We start from the raw sequence: 12937 nt of genomic DNA on the forward strand, positions 1-12937 counted from the left end.
TGCTGCCTAAATCGCGAGGCACTCGCGTCAGGATCGTTTACACTTACCCGATTCCGGATCTTCCTGTGGATAAATCGGGAAGAATCTGTGAGAAACAGAAGATCTCTGGCTCAGTTTAGGCTATGATCCGCGGTCCTGATCGGGATCCAGCGATCCTGGCCGGACATAAACACAACATCGTTCAGGCTGTATCAACGATAGCGTGTATAACCGCAGATAGCGGTTCGCACATCACCCTGATGGGGTCATGTCGATGTGCGCCAACAATCATGAATATTCAATAGTTTTCTTTTATTGTTCGAGTGGAGTCCGCCGTGTCACTTTCGCTTTGGCAGCAGTGTCTTGCCCGATTGCAGGATGAGTTACCAGCCACAGAATTCAGTATGTGGATCCGCCCATTGCAGGCGGAACTGAGCGATAACACGCTGGCTTTGTACGCGCCAAACCGTTTCGTGCTCGATTGGGTAAGGGATAAATACCTTAATAACATCAATGGACTGCTGAACGATTTCTGCGGGTCAGATGCCCCACAGCTGCGTTTTGAAGTGGGCACAAAGCCGGTCACCCAAACCGTTCGTGAAGTTGTCAATGTGGCAGCCCCTGCACAGGCGGCGCCCGCTCCAGCGCCTCGCGTTGCACCGGCTCGTCAGGGCTGGGATAACGTTCCGGCCCCCGCTGAGCCTACCTACCGCTCAAATGTTAACGTGAAACACACGTTCGATAACTTCGTCGAAGGTAAGTCGAACCAGCTGGCGCGCGCGGCGGCCCGCCAGGTTGCCGATAATCCCGGTGGTGCTTACAACCCGCTGTTCCTTTATGGCGGCACGGGTCTCGGTAAAACGCACCTGCTGCATGCGGTGGGCAACGGCATTATGGCGCGTAAGCCCAATGCCAAAGTAGTGTATATGCACTCCGAACGCTTCGTTCAGGACATGGTAAAAGCCCTGCAAAACAATGCGATCGAAGAGTTTAAACGCTACTACCGTTCCGTTGATGCGCTGCTGATCGATGACATCCAGTTCTTTGCCAATAAAGAACGATCGCAGGAAGAGTTTTTCCACACCTTTAACGCCCTGCTGGAAGGCAATCAGCAGATCATTTTGACCTCGGATCGTTATCCAAAAGAGATCAACGGCGTTGAAGATCGTCTCAAATCCCGCTTCGGCTGGGGCCTGACCGTGGCGATCGAGCCGCCGGAGCTGGAAACCCGCGTCGCGATCCTGATGAAAAAAGCCGACGAGAACGACATTCGCCTGCCGGGTGAAGTGGCGTTCTTTATTGCCAAGCGCCTGCGTTCCAACGTTCGTGAGCTGGAAGGGGCACTGAACCGCGTTATCGCCAACGCCAATTTTACCGGTCGTGCGATCACCATCGATTTTGTGCGTGAAGCGCTGCGCGATTTGTTGGCATTGCAGGAAAAACTGGTCACCATCGACAATATTCAGAAGACGGTGGCTGAGTACTACAAGATCAAAGTGGCAGATTTACTGTCTAAACGTCGTTCCCGCTCGGTGGCGCGTCCGCGTCAGATGGCGATGGCGCTGGCAAAAGAGCTCACCAACCACAGCCTGCCGGAAATCGGTGATGCGTTTGGTGGCCGTGACCATACGACCGTGCTGCACGCCTGTCGCAAGATTGAGCAGTTACGCGAAGAAAGCCACGACATAAAAGAAGATTTTTCCAATTTAATCAGAACATTATCATCGTGACGCTATGAAATTTACCGTTGAACGTGAACATTTATTAAAACCGCTGCAACAGGTGAGTGGCCCATTAGGCGGCCGCCCTACGCTGCCTATTCTTGGAAACCTGCTGCTTCAGGTCGCTGACGGTACGCTGTCGCTGACCGGCACAGATCTGGAAATGGAAATGATCGCGCGCGTTACGCTGACTCAGCCGCACGACGCGGGCGCGACCACGGTTCCGGCACGTAAATTCTTTGATATTTGCCGTGGGCTGCCGGAAGGCGCTGAAATCGCCGTGCAACTGGAGGGCGACCGCATGCTGGTGCGCTCTGGCCGCAGCCGTTTCTCCCTCTCCACGCTGCCCGCTGCGGACTTCCCGAACCTGGATGACTGGCAGAGCGAAGTTGAATTTACCCTGCCGCAGGCGACGATGAAGCGTCTGATTGAAGCCACGCAGTTCTCCATGGCGCATCAGGACGTTCGTTACTACTTAAACGGCATGCTGTTCGAAACCGAAGGTGAAGAGCTGCGTACCGTGGCTACAGACGGTCACCGTCTGGCGGTCTGTTCCATGCCGATTGGCGATTCACTGCCAAACCATTCGGTGATCGTACCGCGTAAAGGCGTAATTGAACTGATGCGTATGCTCGACGGCGGCGACACCCCGCTGCGCGTGCAGATCGGTAGCAACAATATTCGTGCCCACGTGGGCGATTTTGTCTTCACATCGAAGCTGGTAGACGGACGTTTCCCGGATTATCGCCGCGTATTGCCGAAGAACCCGGACAAAACGCTGGAGGCGGGTTGCGACATCCTCAAGCAGGCGTTCGCGCGCGCCGCTATTCTCTCCAACGAGAAATTCCGCGGCGTACGTCTGTACGTGAGTGAAAACCAGATCAAAATCACCGCCAACAACCCGGAGCAGGAAGAGGCAGAAGAGATTCTGGACGTCACCTACGCCGGGGCTGAGATGGAAATCGGCTTCAACGTCAGCTATGTGCTGGATGTGCTGAATGCACTGAAATGCGAGAACGTTCGCATCCTGCTGACTGACTCCGTTTCGAGCGTACAGATTGAAGATGCCGCATCACAGTCGGCTGCTTATGTTGTCATGCCAATGAGACTGTAATGTCGCTCACCCGTCTGTTGATCCGCGACTTTCGCAACATCGAGAGCGCGGATCTCGCTTTATCCCCTGGCTTTAATTTCCTGGTTGGCGCGAACGGCAGCGGCAAAACCAGCGTGCTGGAAGCCATCTATACGCTCGGTCATGGCCGGGCGTTTCGCAGTTTGCAGATTGGTCGCGTGATTCGCCACGAGCAGGATGCGTTTGTGCTGCATGGGCGCTTACAGGGTGCCGAGCGGGAAACTGCCATCGGCCTGACCAAAGACAAGCAGGGCGACAGCAAGGTGCGCATCGACGGCACCGACGGCCACAAGGTGGCGGAGCTGGCACTGCTGATGCCGATGCAGCTGATTACGCCGGAGGGGTTTACTTTACTCAACGGCGGCCCCAAATACAGAAGAGCGTTCCTCGACTGGGGATGCTTTCACAATGAAGCCGGTTTCTTTAACGCCTGGAGCAATCTGAAGCGTCTGCTTAAACAGCGTAACGCCGCATTGCGCCAGGTCACGCGCTACGCCCAGCTGCGTCCGTGGGACATGGAATTAATTCCTCTTGCGGAACAAATCAGCCGCTGGCGTGCCGAATACAGCGCAGGTATCGCCGAAGACATGGCCGATACCTGCAAACAGTTTTTACCCGAGTTCTCTCTCACCTTCTCTTTCCAGCGTGGCTGGGAAAAAGAGACGGATTATGCCGAGGTGTTAGAGAGAAGCTTCGAGCGCGATCGCATGTTGACCTACACCGCGCACGGCCCGCACAAGGCGGATTTCCGCATTCGTGCCGACGGTGCGCCGGTGGAAGACACGCTGTCGCGCGGGCAGCTGAAGCTCCTGATGTGCGCGCTACGCCTGGCGCAGGGGGAGTTCCTCACCCGCGAAAGTGGGCGACGCTGCCTGTACCTGATAGATGATTTTGCCTCGGAACTTGACGACGCGCGGCGCGGGCTACTTGCCAGCCGCTTAAAAGCCACGCAGTCGCAGGTTTTCGTCAGCGCCATTAGCGCTGAACACGTTATGGACATGTCGGACGAAAATTCGAAGATGTTTACCGTGGAAAAGGGTAAAATAACGGATTAACCCAAGTTGAAATGAGCGAGAAACGTTGATGTCGAATTCTTATGACTCCTCCAGTATCAAAGTCCTGAAAGGACTGGATGCGGTGCGTAAGCGCCCGGGTATGTATATCGGCGACACGGATGACGGCACCGGTCTGCACCACATGGTATTCGAGGTGGTAGATAACGCTATCGACGAAGCGCTCGCGGGTCACTGTAAAGACATCGTGGTCACGATCCATGCGGACAACTCCGTGTCCGTTACCGATGACGGTCGTGGCATCCCAACCGGTATTCACCCGGAAGAGGGCGTATCTGCTGCGGAAGTGATCATGACCGTTCTGCACGCAGGCGGTAAGTTCGATGATAACTCCTATAAAGTTTCCGGCGGTCTGCACGGCGTAGGCGTATCCGTGGTAAACGCCCTGTCGCAGAAGCTGGAGCTGGTTATCCAGCGCGAAGGCAAAATTCACCGCCAGATTTACACCCATGGTGTGCCGCAGGCACCGCTGGCCGTTACCGGTGATACCGACAAAACCGGTACCATGGTGCGTTTCTGGCCGAGCCTTGAAACCTTCACCAACGTCACCGAATTCGAGTACGAGATCCTGGCGAAACGCCTGCGTGAACTGTCGTTCCTGAACTCCGGCGTGTCGATTCGACTGCGCGACAAACGCGACAACAAAGAAGACCACTTCCACTACGAAGGCGGTATCAAGGCGTTCGTTGAGTATCTGAACAAGAACAAAACGCCAATTCACCCGAATATCTTCTACTTCTCTACTGAAAAAGACGGTATCGGCGTGGAAGTGGCACTGCAGTGGAACGATGGTTTCCAGGAAAACATCTACTGCTTTACCAACAACATTCCACAGCGCGACGGCGGTACGCACCTTGCGGGCTTCCGCGCGGCGATGACCCGTACCCTGAACGCCTACATGGACAAAGAAGGCTACAGCAAAAAAGCGAAAGTCAGCGCCACCGGCGACGATGCCCGTGAAGGCCTGATTGCCGTGGTCTCCGTGAAGGTGCCGGATCCGAAATTCTCCTCACAGACAAAAGACAAGCTGGTCTCTTCTGAGGTGAAATCGGCGGTTGAACAGCAGATGAACGAACTGCTGAGCGAATACCTGCTGGAAAACCCGTCCGACGCGAAAATCGTGGTGGGTAAAATTATCGATGCGGCGCGTGCCCGTGAAGCGGCGCGTAAAGCCCGTGAAATGACCCGCCGTAAAGGCGCGCTGGACCTGGCAGGCCTGCCGGGCAAACTGGCTGACTGCCAGGAACGCGATCCGGCGCTGTCTGAACTGTACCTTGTGGAAGGGGACTCCGCGGGCGGTTCTGCAAAGCAGGGCCGTAACCGCAAGAACCAGGCGATTCTGCCGCTGAAGGGTAAAATCCTTAACGTTGAGAAAGCGCGCTTCGACAAGATGCTCTCTTCTCAGGAAGTGGCGACGCTCATCACCGCGCTCGGCTGCGGCATCGGTCGCGACGAGTACAACCCGGACAAACTGCGCTATCACAGCATCATCATCATGACCGATGCGGACGTCGACGGCTCGCACATTCGTACGCTGCTGTTGACCTTCTTCTATCGTCAGATGCCGGAAATCGTTGAGCGCGGCCACGTCTACATTGCCCAGCCGCCGCTGTATAAAGTGAAGAAAGGCAAGCAGGAACAGTACATTAAAGATGACGAGGCGATGGATCAGTACCAAATCGCGATCGCCCTTGATGGTGCGACCCTGCACGCAAACTCCAGCGCGCCAGCGCTGGCCGGTGAACCGCTGGAGCGTCTGGTCTCCGAGTTCAACGCCACGCAGAAAATGATTGGCCGTATGGAGCGTCGCTATCCGAAAGCGCTGCTGAAAGAGCTGATTTATCAGCCGACCCTGACCGAAGCCGAGCTGAGCGACGAGCAGACCGTCACCCGCTGGGTGAACACCCTGGTGAGCGAGCTGAACGAGAAAGAGCAGCACGGCAGCCAGTGGAAGTTCGACGTTCAGCAGAACGCTGAGCAGCAGTTCGAGCCGATTGTTCGCGTGCGTACCCACGGCGTCGATACCGACTACCCGCTGGAGCACGAGTTTGTTACCGGTCCGGAATACCGCCGTATCTGCACCCTCGGCGAGAAGCTGCGTGGTCTGATCGAAGACGACGCGTTTATCGAACGTGGCGAGCGTCGTCAGCCGGTAGCCAGCTTCGAACAGGCGCTGGAGTGGCTGGTGAAAGAGTCCCGTCGTGGCCTCTCTATTCAGCGTTATAAAGGCCTGGGCGAAATGAACCCGGATCAGCTGTGGGAAACCACCATGGATCCAGAAAGCCGTCGCATGCTGCGCGTCACCGTTAAAGACGCAATCGCAGCGGATCAACTGTTCACCACCCTGATGGGCGATGCGGTTGAACCACGTCGCGCCTTCATCGAAGAGAACGCCCTGAAAGCGGCGAATATCGATATTTAATCGTCGTAATACCGCACGATAACAGGCCGCGCTTTTAGCGCGGCTTTTTTATGGGCGCAGGCATATCCAGCGACATCACGGACGGTAAACGGCTCGCCAGCGTATCTATCGCTATTCTAACCCTCAGCGGCAGATGCGGCGTCTGCTGCCAGACTGCATGAACGTCGAAGCGCACGTCCGGTGCCTGCTTTAAAAGCGGGATGAGTTTTCCCTGATGTATTTCTCTGCGGGCCATCCAGCAGGGCAACCACGCAAGGCCGTGTCCGGCCAGCGCAGCGTCGCAGATTGCCTGTAAATCATCCATATTGAGTGATGAGCGGGGAGTAAAGGTGTGCGATCTCCCTTCGCTATCCATTAGCTGCCAGGGCAGCACTCTGCCTGATCGCAGATAGTTAATGGCAGTGTGGTGGGGTAAATCAGCAACGTTTTCTGGATGGCCGTTCTTCATCAGGTAATCCGGGGCGGCACACAGCACCATGCGATGCTCGCCCAGCCTTCTGGCGACCAGCACGCTGCTGTCCTGCAGCGTGCCGTTACGTACCGCCATATCAAAGCCTTCCTCTACCAGATCCACCACGCGGTCGCTGAATGACATTTCAAGCTCAAGCCCAGGATGTTCCTGCGTCAGTTCTATCAGCAGTGGCGCGACGCACTGGCGACCAAACAGCACCGGCATGGCAACGCGCAGGCGGCCGCTGACCTGCTGTTTTCCGGTTTCAAGCAGCGATTCCGCACCCCGAATCTCCTCAAGCGCCCGCAGGCAGCGTTCATAAAAAAGGGCGCCGTTATCGGTAAGACTCTGGCTGCGGGTGGTGCGTTGAAACAGACGTACCCCCAGCCGCTCTTCAAGACGAGCAATGCTTTTTCCTACCGCCGAGCGCGACAAATGCAGACGGACGGCGGCCTGCGCAAAACTTCCCGCCTCAACGGCGGCCACAAATACAGGTATATCCTTCAGCGTATCGGTCATGGATTGTATCCACTGCGTCATCAATTATGGGAAAACTTATCGCCACTGGCGACCAGGCGTCAACGGTAGACTGTCAGTCCTAAAGCTTATTTGATGGCAGGAGAGAAAAAATGACAGAAACAATGCAGCGCTGGTCAATGAACGCCCTTGGGCGCGAGAGCCTTCAGCTTGTTCAGGTGCCTGTGCCACAGCCCGGCCCGGGTGAGATCTGCGTGCGGGTGAGTGCCGTTGCGCTCAACTACCGGGATAAAATGGTGATTGAAGGCACGATGCCGATTCCGCTTTCCTTCCCGTTTACCCCGGCGTCTGACATGGCAGGCGTGGTGGACAGCATTGGCGAAGGCGTTACGCGTTTCAAACCCGGCGCACGCGTCATCTCAACCTTCTTCCCGGAATGGATCGACGGCAAGCCGCAGGCAGACGCGCGCGATTTGCCCTATAAAACGTCCGGTGGATACTTCCAGGGCATGCTGGCCGAATATGTGATTGTGAGTGAAAACGCGCTGGTGGCGTCCCCGGAAAGCCTGAATGACGCTGAGGCCAGCACGCTTCCTTGCGCGGGGCTTACCGCATGGTTCGCGCTGGTGGAGCGCGGTCATTTACGCGCCGGGCAATCGGTGCTGGTACAAGGCACGGGCGGTGTGGCGCTATTCGCTTTGCAGATAGCAAAAGCGCACGGCGCAGAAGTTATTGTTACGTCGGGGAGTGATGAAAAACTGGCTCTGGCCAAAAAGCTGGGAGCCAGCCAGGGCATCAACCGACTGAAAGGCGACTGGGCTGAAAATACGCTGGCACTGACGCAGGATCGCGGCATCGACCATATTATCGAAACCGTGGGTGGGGAGAATCTGAGACATTCCCTTCGCGCGGTAGCCGTTCACGGGCGTATCTCCGTTATTGGCGTGCTGGCCGGAACGGACATTTCCCTGCCTGCTGGCGAGCTGCTGCTGAAATCCCCCGTCATTCAGGGGATTGGGGTTGGACACCGCCGGGCGCTGGAAGATTTCGTCCGTGCTGTTGATGTCACGGAGTTAAAACCGGTGATTGAACATCGCTATCGTTTTGACGAACTGGAACAGGCGCTTGAGCATCTGGATCGCGGTGCGTTTGGCAAAATCGTTCTCACCCGCGAGTGAGTTCTTGTTCCCGGGATAAATATAAAAGGGGCTTTTTGTTACGCAAGGTAGCTCTATTTTTGTGTGCTTAATCGCGTTAGCATGAAATAGCACTCATTTATCCCGGGGACCTCATGGCTATCAAACTCATTGCAATCGATATGGACGGCACGCTGCTGCTGCCAGACCACACTATCTCTCCTGCCGTTAAAAATGCGATCGCCGCCGCACGCGAAAAAGGCGTGAACGTGGTGCTCACCACCGGACGCCCGTATGCCGGGGTGCACAGCTACCTGAAAGAGCTGCACATGAATGAGCCTGGCGATTACTGCATCACCTATAACGGCGCGCTAGTGCAAAAGGCAGCCGATGGCAGCACGGTGGCGCAAACTACACTGAGCTATGATGACTACCTGTTCCTGGAAAAGCTCTCCCGCGAAGTGGGCTCTCACTTCCACGCGCTCGATCGCAATACGCTTTACACCGCCAACCGCGATATCAGCTACTACACGGTGCACGAGTCCTACGTTGCAACCATTCCACTGGTGTTCTGCGAAGCGGAAAACATGGACCCGGCAACCCAGTTCCTGAAAGTGATGATGATTGATGAACCTGCGGTTCTCGACAAAGCCATCTCACGCATTCCGGCTGAGGTAAAAGAGAAATACACCGTGCTGAAAAGTGCGCCGTACTTCCTCGAAATCCTCGATAAACGCGTCAATAAAGGCACGGGTGTCAAATCGCTTGCCGATGCGCTGGGCATCAAGCCTGAGGAGATTATGGCGCTGGGCGACCAGGAAAACGATATTGCGATGATCGAATATGCAGGCATGGGCGTGGCGATGGATAACGCCATCCCGTCGGTGAAAGAAGTGGCGAACTTCGTCACCAAATCTAACCTGGAAGACGGCGTGGCTTATGCGATTGAGAAATTTGTCCTGTCCTGACAGCTGTCTGTAATCATCAGCCTCGGTTATCAACCGGGGCTTTTTTTGGCGCTGAATTTATCGAATTGTTCTTTTTGTGATCTGGATTGTAGTACAACATTAATTGATTGTACTACATTGTCACCACGGCAAAGGCGAAAGGACTCACGTTTGTACTGCAAAAGTGAGGCGAAATTCAGCGGTCGCGGTAAAGTAGTGATGGACTTACAGAGCACAAGGACTCTCCATGACACTCAATAAAACCGATCGCATTGTCATCACGCTGGGCACTCAGATTGTGGGTGGCAAATACGTTCCCGGTTCGCCGCTGCCAGCAGAGGCGGAACTGTGCGAGGAGTTTGAAACCTCGCGCAATATCATCCGGGAAGTGTTCCGCTCGCTGATGGCGAAGCGGCTGATTGAAATGAAGCGCTATCGCGGCGCGTTTGTTGCGCCGCGTAACCAGTGGAACTACCTCGATACCGATGTTCTGCAATGGGTACTGGAAAACGACTACGACCCACGGCTTATCGGCGCGATGAGCGAAGTCCGAAATCTGGTGGAACCGGCCATCGCCCGCTGGGCAGCAGAGCGTGCAACGTCAGGTGACCTGGCACAGATTGAGTCGGCGTTAAACGACATGATCGCCAATAACCAGAATCGGGAGGCGTTCAACGAGGCGGACATTCGCTACCACGAGGCGGTACTGCAGTCGGTGCATAACCCGGTGTTACAGCAGCTTAGCGTGGCGATCAGCTCGCTACAGCGAGCAGTTTTTGAACGTACCTGGATGGGCGATGAGGCCAACATGCCGAAAACGCTTCAGGAACATAAAGCGCTGTTCGATGCGATACGGCATCAGGACGGCGATGCGGCAGAGCAGGCGGCGCTGACCATGATCGCCAGCTCGACACGAAGGTTGAAGGAAATCACATGACATCACGCTACATCGCAATTGACTGGGGATCGACCAATCTGCGCGCCTGGCTCTACCAGGGGGAGCAGTGTCTGGAAAGCAGGCAATCAGAAGCAGGTGTGACGCGCCTGAACGGTAAATCCCCCGAAGCGGTGTTAGCAGAGGTGACACAAAACTGGCGCGACGGAACTACGCCAGTGGTGATGGCCGGAATGGTCGGCAGTAACGTGGGCTGGAAGGTTGCGCCTTACCTGTCGGTTCCGGTGCATTTCACCGCCGTTGGCGAGCAGTTAACGTCCGTTGGCGACAATGTCTGGATTATTCCCGGTTTATGCGTCTCTCGCGACGATAACCATAACGTGATGCGCGGCGAAGAGACGCAGCTGCTCGGGGCGCGCACCCTTTCTCCTTCTTCTGTCTACGTCATGCCCGGGACGCACTGCAAATGGGTCCAGGCGGATGCTGAGCAAATTCATGATTTCCGCACGGTGATGACCGGCGAACTGCACCACTTGCTGCTTAAGCATTCGCTGGTGGGGGCCGGTTTGCCGGAGCAAACCCCTTCGCCGGAAGCGTTTGCCGCCGGGCTTGAGCGCGGGATCGCATCCCCTGCCGTTTTGCCGCAACTTTTTGAGGTTCGCGCCTCGCACGTGCTGGGAAATCTTCCGCGCGAGCAGGTCAGCGAATTTCTGTCCGGCCTGCTGATTGGCGCCGAAGTCGCCACCCTGAGCGACGCATTCGCCGGGCAGCAGGCCATCACGCTCGTCGCGGGTTCATCGCTGACGTCTCGTTACCGCCAGGCGTTCCACGCTATCGGACGGGATGTTGATGCGGTGGAAGGCGACACGGCATTTCAGGCAGGCATAAGGAGCATCGCTCATGCAGTGGCAAACTGATCTTCCCCTTATCGCGATTTTGCGCGGTATCACGCCCGGTGAGGCCTTAGCGCACGTTGGCGCGGTGATCGACGCCGGGTTCGACGCGGTGGAAATCCCGCTCAACTCCCCGGAATGGGAAAAAAGCATTCCGGCAGTTGTTAAGGCGTTCGGTGATAAGGCGCTGATTGGTGCTGGTACCGTATTACAGCCGGAGCAGGTGGATGAGCTGGCGAAGATGGGCTGCAAGCTTATCGTCACACCGAATATCAACCCCGAGGTGATCCGCCGGGCGGTGGATTACGGCATGACCGTATGCCCGGGTTGCGCCACGGCCACAGAAGCCTTTTCCGCCCTCGATGCGGGCGCACAGTCTCTCAAAATTTTCCCGTCGTCGGCCTTTGGTCCGGATTACATCAAAGCGCTGAAAGCGGTCTTACCCGCCAGCGTGCCGGTCTTTGCCGTGGGCGGCGTCACGCCGGAAAACCTGGTGCAGTGGATAAAAGCAGGTTGTGCGGGCGCGGGGCTGGGCAGCGATCTCTATCGTGCCGGACAGCCCGTTGAGCGTACCGCACAGCAGGCGGCAGCATTTGTGAAAGCGTATCGAGAGGCAGTGCAATGAAAATAACCAAACTTACCACGTACCGTTTACCCCCGCGTTGGATGTTCCTGAAAATCGAAACCGACGAAGGCGTGGTTGGCTGGGGCGAGCCGGTGATTGAAGGCCGTGCGCGCACCGTTGAAGCCGCGGTTCACGAGCTGGGTGAATACCTGATTGGCCAGGATCCGGCGCGCATCAACGACCTGTGGCAGGTCATGTACCGGGCGGGATTTTACCGTGGCGGTCCGATCCTGATGAGCGCCATCGCCGGTATCGATCAGGCGCTGTGGGATATCAAAGGCAAAGTGCTGAATGCCCCGGTCTGGCAATTAATGGGCGGCCTGGTGCGAGACAAAATCAAAGCCTACAGCTGGGTGGGCGGTGACCGCCCTGCGGAAGTGATCGACGGTATCCGGCAGCTGCGCAACATCGGTTTTGACACCTTCAAACTCAACGGCTGCGAAGAGATGGGCGTTATCGACAACTCGCGCGCGGTAGACCGGGCGGTGAACACCGTGGCGCAAATCCGCGAGGCTTTCGGCAACGAGATTGAGTTTGGCCTGGATTTCCACGGCCGCGTCAGCGCGCCAATGGCCAAAGTGCTGATTAAAGAGCTGGAGCCGTATCGCCCGCTGTTTATTGAAGAGCCTGTTCTGGCCGAGCAGGCGGAATACTATCCAAAACTGGCTGAACAGACGCACATTCCCATCGCGGCGGGGGAGCGTATGTTCTCGCGCTTCGAGTTTAAGCGCGTGCTGGAAGCGGGCGGCATTGCGATCCTGCAACCGGACCTCTCCCACGCGGGTGGCATCACTGAATGCTACAAAATTGCCGGCATGGCAGAAGCCTACGATGTGGCGCTGGCGCCGCACTGTCCGCTTGGGCCGATTGCGCTGGCAGCCTGTCTGCATGTGGACTTCGTCTCCCGTAATGCGGTGTTCCAGGAACAAAGCATGGGCATTCACTATAACAAGGGCGCGGAGCTGCTCGACTTTGTGAAAAACAAGGAAGATTTCAGCATGGAAGGCGGTTTCTTTAAACCGTTAACGAAGCCGGGCCTTGGCGTGGAGATCGACGAAGCCAAAGTCATTGAGCTGAGTAAAAGTGCGCCGGACTGGCGTAACCCACTGTGGCGTCATGAAGACGGTTCCGTAGCCGAGTGGTAAATCGCCGGATGGCGCTACGCTTATCCGGCCTACTCTCTCGT

At 56.4% G+C, this 12937-nt stretch carries 11 protein-coding genes; 10 read left to right on the forward strand and 1 reads right to left on the reverse strand.

The window, feature by feature from the left end:
- The first annotated feature begins 314 nt into the window (after positions 1-314).
- The 4 genes from dnaA to gyrB are packed head-to-tail and all read left to right on the forward strand — an operon-like array spanning position 315 to position 6327.
- Complete coding sequence (gene dnaA, locus BFV65_RS00005; protein ID WP_003861124.1) at positions 315-1709, forward strand: chromosomal replication initiator protein DnaA; 1395 nt, start codon at positions 315-317, stop codon at positions 1707-1709.
- Positions 1710-1713: 4 nt separating this feature from the next.
- Positions 1714-2814, forward strand: a complete 1101-nt coding sequence (gene dnaN / locus BFV65_RS00010; RefSeq protein ID WP_003861122.1) for a DNA polymerase III subunit beta — start codon at positions 1714-1716, stop codon at positions 2812-2814.
- Positions 2814-3887 (forward strand): DNA replication/repair protein RecF, encoded by a 1074-nt coding sequence (recF, locus tag BFV65_RS00015; protein ID WP_022646527.1) that lies wholly within the window; start codon positions 2814-2816, stop codon positions 3885-3887. The genes dnaN and recF overlap by 1 nt, the downstream gene beginning before the upstream one ends.
- Before the next feature lie 28 nt (positions 3888-3915).
- Complete coding sequence (gene gyrB / locus BFV65_RS00020) at positions 3916-6327, forward strand: DNA topoisomerase (ATP-hydrolyzing) subunit B (RefSeq protein WP_069596101.1); 2412 nt, start codon at positions 3916-3918, stop codon at positions 6325-6327.
- 34 nt (positions 6328-6361) lie between these two features.
- On the opposite strand, the gene BFV65_RS00025 is transcribed toward gyrB, so the two are convergent.
- Positions 6362-7297, reverse strand: a complete 936-nt coding sequence (locus BFV65_RS00025; RefSeq protein ID WP_069596102.1) for a LysR family transcriptional regulator — start codon at positions 7295-7297, stop codon at positions 6362-6364.
- A gap of 110 nt (positions 7298-7407) precedes the next feature.
- Here BFV65_RS00025 and BFV65_RS00030 point away from each other — a divergent pair, with 110 nt between their 5' ends.
- From BFV65_RS00030 to dgoD, 6 genes are all read left to right on the forward strand, one after another.
- Positions 7408-8433: a zinc-dependent alcohol dehydrogenase family protein gene (locus BFV65_RS00030; RefSeq protein WP_069596103.1), complete on the forward strand. Its 1026-nt coding sequence runs from the start codon at positions 7408-7410 to the stop codon at positions 8431-8433.
- Between the two features lie 113 nt (positions 8434-8546).
- The gene (gene yidA / locus BFV65_RS00035; protein WP_069596104.1) at positions 8547-9359 is read left to right on the forward strand and encodes a sugar-phosphatase; all 813 of its coding nucleotides are present in this window, start codon (positions 8547-8549) and stop codon (positions 9357-9359) included.
- A gap of 226 nt (positions 9360-9585) precedes the next feature.
- Entirely contained in the window at positions 9586-10275 is a 690-nt protein-coding gene (dgoR, locus tag BFV65_RS00040) for a D-galactonate utilization transcriptional regulator DgoR (RefSeq protein WP_003861109.1), read from the forward strand.
- A complete protein-coding gene (locus tag BFV65_RS00045) occupies positions 10272-11150 on the forward strand; it encodes a 2-dehydro-3-deoxygalactonokinase (RefSeq protein WP_069596105.1) in 879 nt (292 codons plus the stop codon). Before dgoR ends, BFV65_RS00045 begins: the two co-directional genes overlap by 4 nt.
- Positions 11134-11751 (forward strand): 2-dehydro-3-deoxy-6-phosphogalactonate aldolase, encoded by a 618-nt coding sequence (locus tag BFV65_RS00050; RefSeq protein WP_063152590.1) that lies wholly within the window; start codon positions 11134-11136, stop codon positions 11749-11751. The genes BFV65_RS00045 and BFV65_RS00050 overlap by 17 nt, the downstream gene beginning before the upstream one ends.
- On the forward strand, positions 11748-12896 hold the full coding sequence (dgoD, locus tag BFV65_RS00055; RefSeq protein ID WP_003861103.1) for a galactonate dehydratase: 1149 nt from the start codon (positions 11748-11750) through the stop codon (positions 12894-12896). Before BFV65_RS00050 ends, dgoD begins: the two co-directional genes overlap by 4 nt.
- Positions 12897-12937: the final 41 nt, after the last annotated feature.

It is taken from the genome of Enterobacter hormaechei subsp. hoffmannii, from assembly GCF_001729745.1.
Classification (GTDB): domain Bacteria; phylum Pseudomonadota; class Gammaproteobacteria; order Enterobacterales; family Enterobacteriaceae; genus Enterobacter; species Enterobacter intestinihominis.